Annotated in this window: 15 protein-coding genes; 5 read left to right on the top strand and 10 right to left on the bottom strand. The window is 67.3% G+C overall.

Features of this window, described 5'->3' with window-relative positions:
- Positions 1–38: 38 nt before the first annotated feature.
- From BAMB_RS12015 to BAMB_RS11995, 5 genes are all read right to left on the bottom strand, one after another.
- The gene (locus BAMB_RS12015) at positions 39–494 is read right to left on the bottom strand and encodes a VOC family protein (RefSeq protein WP_011657554.1); all 456 of its coding nucleotides are present in this window, start codon (positions 492–494) and stop codon (positions 39–41) included.
- Positions 495–739: 245 nt separating this feature from the next.
- On the bottom strand, positions 740–1,693 hold the full coding sequence (gene tal / locus BAMB_RS12010; protein ID WP_011657553.1) for a transaldolase: 954 nt from the start codon (positions 1,691–1,693) through the stop codon (positions 740–742).
- Positions 1,694–1,864: 171 nt separating this feature from the next.
- Entirely contained in the window at positions 1,865–3,076 is a 1,212-nt protein-coding gene (locus BAMB_RS12005) for a benzoate/H(+) symporter BenE family transporter (protein ID WP_011657552.1), read from the bottom strand.
- Positions 3,077–3,135: 59 nt separating this feature from the next.
- A complete protein-coding gene (locus BAMB_RS12000) occupies positions 3,136–4,311 on the bottom strand; it encodes a vWA domain-containing protein (protein ID WP_011657551.1) in 1,176 nt (391 codons plus the stop codon).
- Between the two features lie 21 nt (positions 4,312–4,332).
- A complete protein-coding gene (locus BAMB_RS11995; protein ID WP_006754445.1) occupies positions 4,333–5,175 on the bottom strand; it encodes an AAA family ATPase in 843 nt (280 codons plus the stop codon).
- A 244-nt stretch (positions 5,176–5,419) separates the two neighbouring features.
- On the opposite strand from BAMB_RS11995, the gene BAMB_RS11990 reads away from it, so the two are divergent.
- Both BAMB_RS11990 and BAMB_RS11985 read left to right on the top strand, forming a co-directional pair.
- Positions 5,420–5,779, top strand: a complete 360-nt coding sequence (locus tag BAMB_RS11990; protein ID WP_006754446.1) for a c-type cytochrome — start codon at positions 5,420–5,422, stop codon at positions 5,777–5,779.
- A gap of 40 nt (positions 5,780–5,819) precedes the next feature.
- On the top strand, positions 5,820–6,179 hold the full coding sequence (locus tag BAMB_RS11985) for a c-type cytochrome (protein WP_006754447.1): 360 nt from the start codon (positions 5,820–5,822) through the stop codon (positions 6,177–6,179).
- 72 nt (positions 6,180–6,251) lie between these two features.
- Here BAMB_RS11985 and BAMB_RS11980 read toward each other — a convergent pair whose 3' ends face one another.
- Entirely contained in the window at positions 6,252–6,719 is a 468-nt protein-coding gene (locus BAMB_RS11980; RefSeq protein ID WP_408580313.1) for a DUF1841 family protein, read from the bottom strand.
- Positions 6,720–6,978: 259 nt separating this feature from the next.
- Between BAMB_RS11980 and BAMB_RS11975 the strand changes: the two genes are divergently transcribed.
- Complete coding sequence (locus BAMB_RS11975) at positions 6,979–7,908, top strand: DMT family transporter (protein WP_011657549.1); 930 nt, start codon at positions 6,979–6,981, stop codon at positions 7,906–7,908.
- A gap of 79 nt (positions 7,909–7,987) precedes the next feature.
- On the opposite strand, the gene nth is transcribed toward BAMB_RS11975, so the two are convergent.
- A complete protein-coding gene (gene nth / locus BAMB_RS11970; RefSeq protein ID WP_011657548.1) occupies positions 7,988–8,632 on the bottom strand; it encodes an endonuclease III in 645 nt (214 codons plus the stop codon).
- Positions 8,629–9,648 carry an electron transport complex subunit RsxB gene (gene rsxB / locus BAMB_RS11965; protein ID WP_011657547.1) on the bottom strand — a complete coding sequence of 340 codons (1,020 nt, stop codon included), beginning with the start codon at positions 9,646–9,648 and terminating at the stop codon, positions 8,629–8,631. The genes nth and rsxB overlap by 4 nt, the downstream gene beginning before the upstream one ends.
- Before the next feature lie 155 nt (positions 9,649–9,803).
- Between rsxB and BAMB_RS11960 the strand changes: the two genes are divergently transcribed.
- A complete protein-coding gene (locus BAMB_RS11960; protein WP_011657546.1) occupies positions 9,804–10,436 on the top strand; it encodes a TetR/AcrR family transcriptional regulator in 633 nt (210 codons plus the stop codon).
- A 102-nt stretch (positions 10,437–10,538) separates the two neighbouring features.
- Here BAMB_RS11960 and BAMB_RS11955 read toward each other — a convergent pair whose 3' ends face one another.
- A complete protein-coding gene (locus tag BAMB_RS11955) occupies positions 10,539–12,020 on the bottom strand; it encodes a polyhydroxyalkanoate depolymerase (protein ID WP_011657545.1) in 1,482 nt (493 codons plus the stop codon).
- A 211-nt stretch (positions 12,021–12,231) separates the two neighbouring features.
- Positions 12,232–14,067: a glycoside hydrolase family 15 protein gene (locus BAMB_RS11950; RefSeq protein WP_011657544.1), complete on the bottom strand. Its 1,836-nt coding sequence runs from the start codon at positions 14,065–14,067 to the stop codon at positions 12,232–12,234.
- Between the two features lie 166 nt (positions 14,068–14,233).
- On the opposite strand from BAMB_RS11950, the gene BAMB_RS11945 reads away from it, so the two are divergent.
- Positions 14,234–15,481, top strand: coding sequence for a lactonase family protein (locus tag BAMB_RS11945; RefSeq protein ID WP_011657543.1), 1,248 nt, complete (start codon positions 14,234–14,236; stop codon positions 15,479–15,481).
- The last annotated feature ends 94 nt before the right edge of the window (positions 15,482–15,575 follow it).

The raw sequence follows: 15,575 nt of genomic DNA, 5'->3' as shown, positions 1-15,575 counted from the left end.
CGCCCGTCACTGCGAAGTGGCGGGCGTTTTCGCTGGCGTCAGCCCTGCGCGCGTTTCGCGAGATCCCCGCGCTGCGACAGATCCTCGACGTTGACCATCCAGTGCACGCCGAAACGATCCTTCGCCATCCCGAAGCCGAGCGCCCAGAACGTCTTGCCGAACGGCATCGTCACTTCGCCGCCGTCGGCGAGCGCATTGAACAGCTTCTGGCCTTCCTCGACCGTCGCCGGGTTCAGCGACAACGAATAGCCGGCGTGCGTGCCGCCGCCCGGCTGGCTGCAGTCGCCGTCCGAGCACATGATCATCGAGTCGCCGATCGTGAAGCTCGCATGCATCACCTTGTCGGCCATCTCCGGCGTCATCGGGTAATCGGGATTGGGCGGCGCATCCTTGAAATGCATCTTGAACATCGTCTTCGCGCCGAGCGCCTTTTCGTAGAACTGAAGGGCTTCTTCCGCGCGGCCGTAGAACGTCAGGTACGGTTGGACTTGCATCGTTGTCTCCTGTTGGCCGGGCTGGCATGTCGGGGCCGGCCCGGGTACTTCGACGATTGACCGGGAAGAGCGCGTCGGGATGCGGCCGGCGCACTCGTGACGTGGATTGTAGTGCGCGCGCTTGACGATGGAATGAAAAATAAAACGGCCGCGAACACGAGGTTCGCGGCCGTTCGCGGCGCGTGCTGACGGCTGTTGTCAGCGTTGCTGACAGTTCAACTGACAGCAGTGATGTGTGGCGCGGATCAGCGCAGCGAGTCGATCAGCTTTTCGAGCTTCACCGCGTCGGCGGCGAACACGCGGATGCCTTCGGCGAGCTTTTCCGTCGCCATCGCTTCGTCGTTCAGCTGGAAGCGGAACGAGGCCTCGTCGATCGCGACGCGCTCGGTCGGCTTGTCGTGCAGCGCGTCCGGCGACAGCTTGCGCTCGACCGTGTCGTTGCTGTCCTGCAGCTTCTGCAGCAAGTCGGGGCTGATCGTCAGCAGGTCGCAGCCCGCGAGCTCGGTGATCTGGCTCGTCGTGCGGAAGCTCGCGCCCATCACTTCGGTGTTGTAGCCGAACGTCTTGTAGTACGTGTAGATGCGGCGCACCGACTGCACGCCCGGATCGTTCGCGCCGCCGTTCTTCGCTTCATCCCAGTCGGCGCCGGCCTGCTTCTTGTACCAGTCGTAGATGCGGCCGACGAACGGCGAGATCAGCTGCGCGCCGGCTTCCGCGCTGGCGGCGGCCTGCACGAGCGAGAAAAGCAGGGTCATGTTGCACTTGATCCCTTCCTTCTGCAGCACTTCGGCCGCGCGGATGCCTTCCCACGTCGACGCGAGCTTGATCAGGATGCGCTCGCGGCCGATGCCGGCGTCTTCGTACAGCTTGATGAGTTCGCGACCCTTGTCGATCGAGCGCGGGGTGTCGAACGACAGGCGCGCGTCGACCTCGGTCGACACGCGGCCCGGGATCAGCTTCAGGATCTCGGTGCCGAATGCGATCAGCAGGCGGTCGATGATGAAATCGGCGGACTCGTCGCGGTGATCGCGGACGGTTTTCTCGAGGATCGGCTTGTACGCGTCCTTCTGGACGGCCTTCAGGATCAGCGACGGGTTCGTGGTCGCGTCCTGCGGCTTGTATTGCGCAAGCTGCTGGAAATCGCCCGTGTCGGCGACGACGGTCGTGTACTGCTTCAGCTGGTCGAGTGCGGTAGTCATGGCGATTCGGGAGGAGGGCGCGGGGCGCCGGGGTTCTCACGGGCCGCGCGAGCGCGGCGGCGAAGCGAAGCGGCGCCGGGCGCCGCCTCCGATTCATCATTTTAGGCCCGATTCGTGTCGCGCACGTTTTGGCGTGCCGTTTGCAGGGCGGGCCCCCGCCGTGGGGCGGCGCTACGCGGGGCGCCGCGCGTTCAGGATCACCTGCGTGACGATTCCCGCGACGAGCCCCCAGAACGCCGAGCCGATCGACAGCAGCGTGAGTCCCGACGCGGTGACCATGAACGTGACGAGCGCGGCCTCGCGCTGCTTCACGTCCTGCATCGCGTTCGCGAGCCCGCTCATGATCGAGCCGAACAGCGCGAGCGCGGCGACCGACACGACGAGCGCCTTCGGCAGCGCCGCGAACAGCGCGGCGATCGTCGCGCCGAAGATCCCGGCGATCAGGTAGAACGTGCCGCACCACACGGCGGCCGTGTAGCGCTTCGCGTGGTCCTCGTGCGCTTCGGGGCCGGTGCAGATCGCTGCGGTGATCGCCGCGAGGTTCACGCCGTGCGAGCCGAACGGCGCGAGCAGCAGCGATGCGAGGCCGGTGGTCGCGATCAGCGGCGACGAAGGCGTCGCGTAGCCGTCCGCGCGCAGCACCGCGATGCCCGGCACGTTCTGCGACGCCATCGCGACGACGAACAGCGGAATGCCGATGCTGACGATCGAAGCGAGCGAGAACGCGGGCATGGTGAACACGGGCTGCGCGAGCGCGATGTGGAAGCGGCTGAAGTCGAGCAGGCCGAGGCCGCCGGCCACCGCGGTGCCGACGATCAGCGTCGTGACGATCGCGTAGCGCGGCGCGAGCCGCTTGACGATCAGGTACGTGAAGAACATCGCGAGCACGAGCGCGGTCTGGAACTGCGCGGCGCGGAAGATCTCGATGCCGATCTCGAACAGGATGCCCGCGAGCAACGCGGCCGCGATCCCGGCCGGAATGCGCCGCATCAGCGTGTCGAACAGCCCGCTCACGCCGATCGCGGTCAGCAGCAGCGCGCACACGACGAACGCGCCGATCGCCTCGGGATACGGCACGCCGGGCAGCGACGCGATCAGCAGCGCGGCGCCGGGCGTCGACCAGGCGACCACGATGGGCGCGCGAAAGCGCAGCGACAGCCCGATCGTCGTCAGCGCCATGCCGATCGACAGCGCCCAGATCCACGACGAGATCTGCGCGTCGCTCAGGTGCGCGGCGCGACCGGCCTGGAACATCAGCACGAGCGAGCTCGTGTAGCCCGTCATCATCGCGACGAAGCCGGCGACGAGCGCGGAGACGGACGTATCGGTGAAAAAGCGGCGGCCGCCGGCGCGCGCTGCGCTCGCGGTGGGCGAAGGATTCATGCTATCTCCGGGGGGGAGGGCCGCTCGGACGCGGCCTTCGTGTCTGCGGGTTGGGTTCGTTACTTGCTGAGCGCGCGCATCGCGGTTTCGAGGCCCGCGAGCGTGAGCGGATACATGCGCTGGCCGAGCAGGTCGCGGATCACCGCGACCGATTGCCGGTATTCCCATAGCCGCTCGGGCTCGGGGTTCAGCCATGCATGGTGGGGGAACTGGTCGGCGAGGCGGCGCAACCAGACGGCGCCGGCTTCCGGGTTGTTGTATTCGACCGAGCCGCCGGGCTGCAGCACTTCGTACGGGCTCATCGTCGCGTCGCCGACGAAGATCAGCTTGTAGTCGGGCGTGAACTTGTGCAGCACGTCCCACGTCGCGGTGCGCTCCGAATGACGGCGGCGGTTGTTCTTCCACAGGTGGTCGTACACGCAGTTGTGGAAGTAGTAGAACTCCAGGTGCTTGAACTCGGCCTTCGCGGCGGAGAACAGCTCCTCGGTGCGCTTGATGTGGTCGTCCATCGAGCCGCCGACGTCGAGCAGCATCAGCACCTTCACGTTGTTGTGACGCTCGGGCACCATCCGCAGGTCGAGCCAGCCGGCATTCGCGGCCGTGCTGCGGATCGTGCCGGGCAGGTCGAGCTCCTCGGCCGCGCCTTCGCGCGCGAAGCGGCGCAGGCGCCGCAGCGCGACCTTGATGTTGCGCGTGCCGATCTCGACCGAATCGTCGTAGTCGCGGTACGCGCGCGCCTCCCACACCTTGACCGCCGTGCGGTTGCCGTTCGACGGGCCGCCGATGCGCATGCCTTCGGGGTTGTAGCCGCCGTGCCCGAACGGCGACGTGCCGCCCGTGCCGATCCACTTGTTGCCGCCTTCGTGGCGTTCCTTCTGCTCGTCGAGCAGTTCCTTCAGGCGCTCCATCAGCTTGTCGAGCCCGCCCATCGCGTCGATCTGCGCCTTTTCCTCCGGCGACAGCTCGCGTTCGAGACGCTTCTCGAGCCAGTCGAGCGGCAGGTCGAATGCTTCGGACGGCAACGCGGACACGCCGTGGAAATACGCGCCGAACGCCTGGTCGAACTTGTCGAAGTACTGCTCGTCCTTGACGAGCGTCATGCGCGCGAGGAAGTAGAACGCGTCGATCGACGGCGAGATCAGCCCGGCCTTCAGCGATTCGAGCAGCGTCAGGTATTCCTTCACCGAGACGGGCAGCTTGGCTGCGCGCAGCGCGTAGAAGAAATTGAGCAGCATGGCCGGGCCTTCGCGGGTGGGTTACCGGTTGTGCCGGTTCATGTAGACGAGCCGCTCGAGCAGGCTCAGATCCTGCTCGTTCTTCAGCAGCGCGCCCGCGAGCGGCGGCACGATCTGCTTCGCGTCGGCGCCGCGCAGCGCGTCGGCCGGGATGTTCTCGGCGAGCAGCAGCTTCAGCCAGTCGAGCAACTCGGACGTCGACGGCTTCTTCTTCAGCCCCGAGACGGTGCGCAATTCGAAGAAGCTCTCGAGCGCCGCGCGCAGCAGCTCCTCGCGGATGTTCGGGAAGTGGACCGCGACGATCTTCTGCATCGTCGACGCGTCGGGAAACTGGATGTAGTGGAAGAAGCAGCGGCGCAGGAACGCGTCGGGCAGCTCCTTCTCGTTGTTGGACGTGATGATCACGAGCGGGCGGTGCTTCGCGCGCACGGTCTCGCGCGTCTCGTACACATGGAATTCCATCCGGTCGAGCTCGCGCAGCAGGTCGTTCGGGAATTCGATGTCGGCCTTGTCGATCTCGTCGATCAGCAGCACGCTCGGGCGCTCGGCGTCGAACGCCTGCCACAGCACCCCCTTCACGATGTAGTTCGAGATATCCTTCACGCGCTCGTCGCCGAGCTGCGAGTCGCGCAGCCGCGATACCGCGTCGTATTCGTACAGGCCCTGCTGCGCTTTGGTCGTCGACTTGATGTGCCACTGCAGCAGCGGCATGTCGAGCGCGGCCGCCACTTCCTCGGCGAGCATGGTCTTGCCGGTGCCGGGCTCGCCCTTGATCAGCAGCGGGCGTTGCAGCGTCAGCGCGGCGTTGACCGCGAGTTTCAGGTCGTCGGTGGCGACGTAGTGCGAGGATCCTTCGAAACGCATGGTGGCGCTCTTCTTAATCGCAAAAAAACCCAGTATAAGTCAGAAGGGCTGTCCAGTCGGGCCGGGGGCGCGTATCGTTGCGGAGCTGCGGCGGGGCGGGCCGGGGCGCCTGGTGGACGCGTTCCCCGCCGACGCGGTACAATCTGGCCGTTTTTTTTGGCCTGCGTGGCGATCCGATAAGCAAAACGGCGCGGGCCGTTGCCGCTTCGGCGCCAGTTTCCCCTCAAGCTAGGTTACAAGAGCTATGAACAAATTCGTCGGCAAACACGTCGTTGTCGCGGCGCTCGTGGCGCTCGCGGGCAGCGCGCAGGCGGCCGGTGTGGTCGGCAACCCGAAGGACGGGGCGGGCAAGGCCGCCATGTGCATCGGTTGCCACGGCATCCAGGATTACCGCGCGGCGTACCCGGAGGTCTACCGGGTGCCCGTCCTTGGCGGCCAGAACCAGCAATACCTCGAGAACGCGCTGAAGGCGTACCGCAAGAAGGATCGTCACTTCCCGTCGATGAACGCGATCGCCGGTTCGCTGACGGACCAGGACATCGCGGATCTGGCGGCCTACTACGCCGCCCAGAAGGCCGACACGAAGGACAATCCCTACAAGTAAAGCGCGCGCCGCCGATCTGACCGGCGGGACAGGAGCATTCATGAACAACGCATTCAAGACGGCGGCGGTTGCACTGGTGGCCGGCCTCGCGATCGGTACCGCGCACGCGGCGGACACCGCGAAGGGCAAGGAACTGGTCGAGTCGCACAACTGCGCGGCCTGCCACGGCGCGCAACTGAACAAGCCGATCAACGCCGAGTATCCGCGCCTCGCGGGCCAGCACGCCGATTACCTCGTGTGGTCGATGCGCCAGTACCAGATGGGGCTGACGAACCCGCTGCTCGGTCGCAACAACGCGATCATGCAGGCGCAGGTCCAGAACCTGTCGGTCAGCGACATGAAGGACATCGCGGCCTACATCGAGTCGCTGAAAGAGACCGATCTCGTCTTCAAGAAGTAAGCGCGCCGGGCCTTGCCGGTCCGTGCAGCCGAAATACCCCGCCATGGCGGGGTATTTTTTTGTCCGCGGCGCTCAGTCGCGCGACGCGCGGCGCAGGATGCGCTGCAGGTACGCGTCCGTATCGGGCGGCGTGCCGGTGCGCTGCGCTTCCCAGATCGTCTCGCCGAGACATTCCATGATCGTGTGCTGCGCTTCGTGCGTCGAGTCGAGCTTCGCGGCCAGCTTGTCGTGCGCGGCGCGGATGCCGGGCGGCTGGTCGATCGACAGCTGCTCGCTGATCGCGAGGTGCATCGACAGGTGCAGGAACGGGTTCGTGCGGCCTTCCTCGGGCGTGTAGTCGCGCGCGGCGGCGCCGTCGGCGTCCGCGAGGTCGGCATGGTATTCGGGGTGCTCGACGATCCAGTCGGCTGCCATCGCTTCCAGCGGCGTCAGGATCTCGCCGGCGCGCTGCTTGCGCCAGGTCTCGGTGAAAAAGCGACGGACTTCGTCGCGACTCGGATTGAACATGGTGGGGAAACGTCGTGATTCGGGCGGCGTCATGCCGCGTCGGGCATTGTACGCCGGGTCGGCGCGCGGTGCTGGCGGCGGTGGGCGCGGGGGCGGGGCGCGATCGTCGCGGTCCGTGGGGGGGGCGTGGGCGGCAGGGGCGGCATGGGCGGCGGGCGCTGCGTGCGCGGCAGCCAGCCTGCGCGGGCCGCCGCGCCGCGCAACGGGTAAGCGCGGGCTAGGCTGCCGGCCGCCGCGCCGCTACACTCCGACGATTCCCGTCGTCGCGCTTGCACCGCTCAACCCGCTCACCATGTCCGCCACCGCCCGCTCATCGTCCCCCGCGCTGCAGGGCGCGCTCTATGTCGCGCTGTCCGCCGCCGCATTCGGCGCGATGGCGATCTTCGGCCGCTATGCGTATGCGGCCGGCGTCGACGTGCTCGGGCTGCTGATCGTGCGCTTCGCGATCGGCGGCGCGATTCTCGCCGCGATCGCCCGGCATCGCCGCGTCGCATGGCCGCGCGGCCGCACGCTCGTGCCGCTCGTGGCGATGGGCGCGCTCGGCTACGTCGGACAGTCGTTCTGCTATTTCAGCGCGCTCCAGCATGCGCAGGCGAGCCTCGTCGCGTTGCTGCTGTACCTGTATCCGGCTTTCGTCACGCTGCTCGCCGCGTGGTGGCTCGGCGAGCGCCTGACGCGCGCGAAGGCGGTCGCGCTCGTGCTCTGTGTCGCGGGCTCCGCGCTGATGGTCGGCGGCGGCCACGGCGAGCCGCTCGGCATCGCGCTCGCGCTGGCCTCCGCGGTGATCTATTCGCTGTACATCGTCGGCGGCACGAAGGCGACGCGCGGCGTCGATCCGCTCGCGACCACCGCGATCATCTGCCTGTCGGCGACCGCGACGCTCGTCGCGATCGCGATCGTGCGGACCGCGGCGTTCGGCGTGCCGCCGCGCTGGCCGGCGACCACTGCCGGCTGGGCGTCGATGCTCGCGATCGCGCTGGTGTCGACGGTCGCCGCGATGCTCGCGTTCTTCGCCGGGCTCGAGCGGCTGGGGGCCGCGCGTACGTCGATGCTGTCGACGCTCGAACCGGTCGTGACGGTCGCGCTCGCGGCGCTGCTGTTCGGCGAGGCGCTGTCGCCGCTGCAGTGGGTCGGCGGCGTCGCGATCCTCGCGGCCGTGCTGGCGCTCGTGCGCGCGGGCGGCGCGGCGGCTGACGACGCAACGGCGACGTCCAACGCATAGCAGGAAAGGGGAAGGCCGCCGGCGCGGCAATGGGGCCGGCGGGTTGCAACGCGCGCGGCCCGTCAGCCGCGGCTCGCGCTCACTCGTTCGGCGGCGGCGTCTTCGGCCGGAATTCGCACAGCGGCTCGATCGCGCAGTGCCAGCATTCGGGCTTGCGGGCCTTGCACACATAGCGCCCGTGCAGGATCAGCCAGTGATGCGCGTCCTGCAGGAATTCCTTCGGCGTGAACTTCTCGAGCGCGGCCTCGACGGCCCGCACGTCCTTGCCGGGCGCGAGCCCCGTGCGGTTCGCGACGCGGAAGATATGCGTGTCGACCGCGATCGTCGGCTGGCCGAACGCGGTGTTCAGGACGACGTTCGCGGTCTTGCGGCCGACGCCCGGCAGGCTCTCGAGCGCTTCGCGATCGGCCGGCACCTCGCCGTCGTAGCGCTCGAGCAGGATGTTGCACGCGGCGACCACGTTCTTCGCCTTGGTGCGGTACAGGCCGATCGTCTTGATGTAGTCGGCGACGCCTTCTTCACCGAGCGCGACGATTTGTCGCGGGGTGTTCGCGACCGGAAACATCTTGCGCATCGCCTTGTTGACCGACACGTCGGTCGCCTGCGCGGACAGCATCACCGCGATCAGCAACTCGAACGGCGTCGTGTATTCGAGCTCGGTGGTCGGATGCGGATTGAGGCTTTGCAGCGTTTCGTAGATCGCGCGTCGTTTGGTGGCGTTCATGGACGGTTCTTGGGCGGCGCGGACGGACTGGCCCGGTCGTCGTTGTTGTCTGGATCGTCGTTGTCGCTTTCGTTTTCGTCGCCGGCTGCCGCGGCTTGCGCGTCGCGCTGCGCCTGCTGCTCGGCGAGCCGCTTGCGGCGGGCTTCGGCCGCGTCGATCTGCGCCTGCACGGCCGCGCTCACGCGTTCGGTGTTCCTGGGCCCGGTGCCTTGCTCGGACAGTTCTTCCTTCTTCTTGCGCGCGCGTTCGAGCGCGGCGGCGATGATCGCGCGTTTCTTCGCGTCGGCGTCGTCGGCCGGGGCGGCGCTCGGTGCGTCAGGCTGTTTGCCGGGCTCTGCCGCCTCCGGCGCCGCCTTGGCCGCACTGGCGCTGGCCGCGCGGCGGGCGGCGGCGCGCGCTTCGGCGGCCTCGCGTTCGCGGCGCTGGCGGGCGAGCCGGCGGTCGTGGCGCTCGCGCGCGGCGTCCGCCTGTTGCTGCGACCACGCGTCCCAGCCGGTGCGCTCGCCGGTCACGGGGACCATCGCGATGCAGTCGACCGGGCAGGGCGGCACGCACAGGTCGCAGCCCGTGCACAGCGATTCGACGATCGTGTGCATCTGTTTCGGTGCGCCGACGATCGCGTCGACCGGGCACGCCTGCATGCACAGCGTGCAGCCGATGCACAGGCTTTCGTCGATGAACGCGACGGCGCGCGGATGCTCGGTGCCGTTGACGGGGTTCAGCGGGATCACGGGCTTGCCGAGCAGGCTCGCGAGGCGCGCGATGCCTTCGGCGCCGCCGGGCGGGCACTGGTTGTAGTTCGCGTCGCCGGCGGCGATCGCGTCGGCGTACGGACGGCAGCCGTTATAGCCGCACTTCGTGCATTGCGTCTGGGGAAGCAGATCTTCGATGCGATCCGCGAGGGTCTTGGAATCAGTCACGGTGACAACGGGCGCTGTGGCGCCGAATGGCTCTCGGCCGCGTGTGGCGCGGCCGGAAAGGTTTGCCAAACCTTGATTATCGCCGATTTCCCGCATTGCGCTGGACGCCGTCTGTGCGCATAATCGAACCGCTTTTTTGCAGGGGCTCAGCAGGAGGGCGGCCGCACGTGGTGCGCCCGTTCCAGGGCGGCCGGCGCCGAGGCGGTGGGGGTGCCGGTCCGGATCACGCGGCTCACATAGCAAAACGCCACATGAATCAGCCAAAAATCAAAAGAGATCCTGAAGGTACGCGCCGTCGCATCCTGATGGCGGCAGCCGAAGAGTTCGCGAGTGGAGGGCTGTTCGGCGCACGCGTCGATCAGATCGCACGCCGGGCCGAAACCAACGAGCGCATGCTCTATTACTACTTCGGCAGCAAGGAACAGCTGTTTACGGCCGTGCTCGAGCACGCGTTCTCCGCGCTGACCGAGGCGGAGCGCGTGCTGGATCTCGATGGCGTCGCACCCGTCGAAGCCGTCACGCGGCTCGCGCATTTCATCTGGGATTACTACCGCGATCATCCTGAGCTGCTGCGGCTCATCAACAACGAGAACCTGCACGAAGCGCGCTACCTGCACAAGTCGACGCGGATCCGCGAGATGATGTCGCCGATCGTCGCGAAGCTCGGCAACGTGCTGATGCGCGGCCAGAAGGCCGGGCTGTTCCGCGGCGACGTCGATCCGCTGCACTTCTACGTGACGCTGTCGGGGCTCGGCTACTACATCGTGTCGAACCGCTTCACGCTCGCCGCGACGCTCGGGCGCGACTTCAGCGACGCCGACGAACGTGCGGAGATGGTCAGGATGAACACCGAGGTGCTGCTCGCGTATCTGCTGCGACGCTGAGCCGTGCGCCGATGCGCGGCCCGCTCGCGGCCGCCCGCTGCATAAGAAAACGCCGCCGTGCATACAAGCCACGGCGGCGTTTTTGCGTCGGAATGCGGCGTGTCAGGCCGCCTTGCGCGCGCGAAGGGATTTCGCCCGTGTGCTGCCCGCGCTTTTCGCGGCGGGCGCGGCCTTCGCGGCTGGCGTCCGGGCGGGAGCAACGGTGGCGGCCGGTGCCTTCGCGCGCACGCGTTTCGCGACGGTGGCGCGGGTCGTTTCGGGCTGCTTGCTGGACGGCACGGCGGCGAGCGTCGTCGTGACCGGTGCCTCGGTGGGCTTCTTCGCCATGCCGTTCTTCGGTTCCGGCGCATGCTCGCGGATGAAGTCGCGCAGTTGCGGGTAGATGATCGTGCGCCAGCGGCGGCCCGAGAAGATCCCGTAGTGACCGCACTTCTCCGCGGTCAGGCTGCGGCGATCGTCCTGCGGGATGCCCGTGCACAGCTCGTGCGCGACGTGCGTCTGGCCGCTGCCCGAGATATCGTCGAGCTCGCCTTCGATCGTCATCAGCGCGGTGTGCTTGATGTCCTGCGGACGCACGCGCTCGCCTTCGACATCCCACGTGCCTTCCGCGAGCCGGAATTCCTGGAACACGACGCGGATCGTCTCGAGGTAGTACTCGGCGGCCATGTCGAGCACCGCGTTGTATTCGTCGTAGAACTGGCGGTGCGCTTCGGCGTCTTCCTCGTCGCCGCGCAGCAGGCTCTGGTAGAAATCCCAGTGCGATTGCGCGTGGCGTTCCGGGTTCATCGCGACGAAGCCCGTGTGTTGCAGGAAGCCCGGATACACGTGACGGCCTTCGCCCGGATAATTCGCGGGCACCGTGTGGATCACGTTGTTTTCGAACCACGAGGTCGAGTGCTGCGTCGCGAGCGAGTTCACCGAGGTCGGGCTGCGGCGCGCGTCGATCGGGCCGCCCATCATCGTCATCGTGAGCGGGGTGTCCTCGCCGCGGCTCGCCATCAGCGAGATCGCCGCGAGCACCGGCACCGTCGGCTGGCACACGGAGATCACGTGCAGGTTGCGCGCGCCGATATGACGAATGAATTCCTGGATGTACGCGACGTAGTCGTGCAGGTGGAACGGGCCGACCTCGACCGGCACCATCCGCGCGTCGATCCAGTCGGTGATGTACACCTTGTGATCCTGCAGCAGCGTGCGCACGGTATCGCGCAGCAGCGTCGAATGGTGGCCCGACAGCGGCGCGCAGACCAGCACGACCGGCTCGTCCTTCAGTTGCGTGACGGCGTCGGCGTCATCCGAATAGCGCTTGAAGCGCAGCAGCCGGCAGAACGGCTTCTCGACGATCGTCTGCTCGACGATCGGGATGTTGTGGCCGTCCTTGACGATCTGGTGCAGGTTGAATTCGGGCTTCTCGTAATCCTTGCCGAGCCGGTACATCAGCTCGTAAGCGGCGGCCATCCGCGTCGCGCCGGGCATCAGCGAGAACGGGCTGGACGGATTGGCGAACGACTTGGAGGCGGCCTGGGCCCAGGCCGTAAGCGGGCTCAACATGGCCCGCTGGAATTCGTGCAGTTGGTAAAGCATGCAGACTACTCCCGCTTGGGGGACGGTGCGCAGGGGCGGTGTGGTGCGTCGCGGCGTGCCGTGTGGGTCAGCGACCGGCCATATTGCAGTGCGGCCGGACAATCGAGTTGATCATATCGGACAACGATCAATGTTGCAATGCAACATTTCCCCGTTTTTTCATCAAATTTTTGCGAATTGACGATCTCTGAAGAAGCCGCGCCGCCGCCGGTCAGCGCCCCGTCGCCATGGCCGGGGCGGGGGCCGGCTGGCCCGCCGCGCGCGCCATTGCATCTTCGTGGTGCATGAGGTTCATCGCGGTATGCACCAGCGCCACGTGCGAGAACGCCTGCGGGAAATTGCCGACGAGCCGCCCTTCGACCGGGTCGTACTCCTCGGCAAGCAGCCCGAGGTCGTTGGACAGCGCGAGCAGCCGGCTGAACAGCCGGTGCGCGTCGTCGATTCGGCCGAGCAGCGCGTAATTGTCGACCAGCCAGAAGCTGCATGCGAGAAACGTGCCTTCGCCGGGCGGCAGGCCGTCGTCGTATTCGGTCGTGCGGTAGCGCATCACGAGCCCGTCGTGCAGCAATTCCCGCTCGATCGCCTCGACCGTGCCGACGATGCGCGGGTCTTCCGGCGGCAAGAAGCCGAGCAGCGGCATCAGCAGCACGCTCGCGTCGAGCTCGTCGCTGCCGTAGCTTTGTGCAAACGACTGCTTGCCTTCATGCCACGCGTTGTCGCATACATCAGCATGAATCCGGTCGCGCAGCGCGCGCCAGCGGTCGAGCGAGCCGGGCAGCCGGAACATCTCCGCCGACTTGATCGCGCGGTCGAACGCGACCCACGCCATCACCTTCGAGAACGTGAAATGACGGCGTCCGCCGCGCGTTTCCCAGATGCCTTCATCCGGCTCCTGCCAGATCTTCTCGAGATGATCGAGCAGCGCGCATTGCACGGACCAGACCGTGTCGTCGGCCTGCAGGCCGCCCACGCGCGCGAGATGCAGCGCGGCCATGATCTCGCCGAACACGTCGAGCTGCAGCTGGTTGGCGGCGCCGTTGCCGACGCGCACCGGTTTCGAATCCTGGTAGCCGGGCAGCCAGTCGAGTTCCATTTCCGGCAGCCGGCGCTCGCCGGCGATCCCGTACATGATCTGGATCTGCTCGGGCGAGCCGGCCATCACGCGGCCGAGCCACGTGCGCCACGCGCGCGCCTCGTCGTAGTAGCCGCCGCGCATCAGCGCGAGCAGCGTGATCGTCGCATCGCGCAGCCAGCAGTAGCGATAGTCCCAGTTGCGGTTGCCGCCGATCTTCTCGGGCAGCGACGTGGTGGGCGCCGCGACGATGCCGCCGGTCGGCTCGTACGCGAGCGCCTTCAGCGTGATCAGCGAGCGGCGCACGGCGGCCGCGTAGCGGCCCTGCACCTGGCAGCGCCCCGACCATTCAAGCCAGTAGTTCTCGGTGCGCGCGAGCATCGACAGCGGATCGCGCGCGGGCGGCAGCCGCAGGTGGGACGCCGCGTAGCCGAGCGAAAACGGGATGCGCTCGTCGGCGCTCACCGTGAATTCGGCGAGCGTGTGCAGGTTCTTGCCGGTGAGCTCGACCGGCGTGCGCAGCACGACCGTATCGGGTCCGGCGATTGCTTTCACCCCGTTCTCGCGTGACAGCTGCGTGACCCACGGGATCGAGAAACCGTAGTCGAAGCGCAACACCAGCTCCATGCGCATCTTCATCGTGCCGTGCCGGCCGACGACGATCCGCACGAGTTCCGACCAGCCATTGCCGGGCGGCATGAAGTCGATCACGGTGACGGCGCCGTCGGCGCTTTCGTAGTCGGTTTCGAGAATCAGCGTGTCGCCGCGGTAGCGGCGTGACGTGTGCGTGATCGCGGCGTCGGCAGCCGGCGCGAGCAGCCAGCGGCCGTGCTCGGGGGTGCCGACCAGCGCCGCGAAACAGGCGCCCGAATCGAAGCGGGGCCAGCACAGCCAGTCGACGGAGCCTTCTTTCGAAATCAGCGCGGCGGTGTGTCCGTCGCCGACGAGGGCGTAGTCTTCGATCAAGGCGGGCATGGGCAAGCGGTCCTTGGGTTATTCGAGTTCACAATGCAGGCTGCGGCGCCCGGGCTTCACGTGTCGGCGTCGCGCCCCGTATACTCGGCCGGGCGGCGGAGCGCAGGAACGGCCGGCGTTTCGTCCTATCTCAACACTTGAAGCGACTCGATGCAAGGAGGATTCAATGCCCAACCGTTTACGCGAGCATGACGCACGCGCTTCGACACGAGGGTTCCCGCTTAGGCTCGCTCACTGGATGAAAGGTTTCGCGCTCGTGCTTTCCTTGTCCGCGACCTCCAGCTTTGCACAACAATCGCCGGCACCGGCCGACGGCGCCTTCCACCTGCTCGTCGGCACCTATACGGGGCGCGGCAGCGACGGCATCTATGTGTACCGCTTCGATACGAAAACAGGCAGCGTCGCGCCCGTGTCGTCGGCGAAGACGGTAAATCCGTCCTATCTGTTGCCAAGCCGCGACGGTCGCACCGTCTACGCGGTCAACGAACTGCCCGGCGACAACGGACCGGCCACACAGCGCGGCGGCATCAGCGCGTTCGGCTTCGATCCGAAAACGGGTGCGCTCACATTCATCGACCGCGTGTCGTCGGAAGGGAACGACCCGTGCTATCTCGCGCTGTCGCCGGACGGCAAGTACCTCGTCACGGCGAACTACTCGGTCGCGGCCGATCCGGGCGGCAGCTTCGCGGTGTTCCCGACCCGCGACGGCGGCTCGGTCGGTCCGGCCGTGCTGACCGTGCACCACGAAGGCACGGGGCCCGTGAAGGGCCGCCAGGACGGCGCGCACGTGCACTCGACGGTGTTCTCGCCCGATGGCCGCTACCTGTTCGTGCAGGATCTCGGTGCGGACAAGCTCTACGGCTACCGCTACACGGTGGACGGCAGCCGCGGGCTGATCAGCCCGACCGACACGCGCTACACGCCCGTGAAGACCGGCTCCGGCCCGCGTCACATGGTGTTCGGCGCCGACGGCCGGTTCGCATACGTGACGAGCGAACTCAACGCATCGGTCGAGGTGTTCGGCTACCACGACGGCAAGCTGACGCCGGTCCAGACGCTGCCGATGACGGTGCCGGGCTTCAAGGGCAAGGTCGGCGGCGGCGCGATCCACCTGTCGCCGGACGGCCGCTTCCTGTACGTGACCAACCGCGGCGACGTGAACGAGATCGTGATCTACGCGGTGAACCAGACGGATGGACGACTGAAGACCGTCGGCCGTCAGTCGAGCCTCGGCAAGACGCCGCGTGAATTCCTGATCGATCCGACCGGCAAGTGGCTGATCGTCGGCAACCAGGACAGCGACACGTTCTACGTGTTCAGCCGCGATGTCGAAACGGGGCAGCTCGGCGCGAATCCGCAGAAGGTGGCGCTCGGCAGCCCGGTCGACTTCAAGCTGGTGCCGGTGGCGCAGTAAATGCACGAAGGGCGCTGCCGAGGCAGCGCCCTTTCCGTGTCGGGCGGCCGCTTGCGCGGGGCGCCCGTAACGATCGTCTGCGGCCATGCGGCCG

Source organism: Burkholderia ambifaria AMMD, assembly GCF_000203915.1.
GTDB classification, from domain to species: domain Bacteria; phylum Pseudomonadota; class Gammaproteobacteria; order Burkholderiales; family Burkholderiaceae; genus Burkholderia; species Burkholderia ambifaria.
Note: the sequence above shows the minus strand (reverse complement) of the source record. Positions and strands in the feature narration are given on the sequence as shown.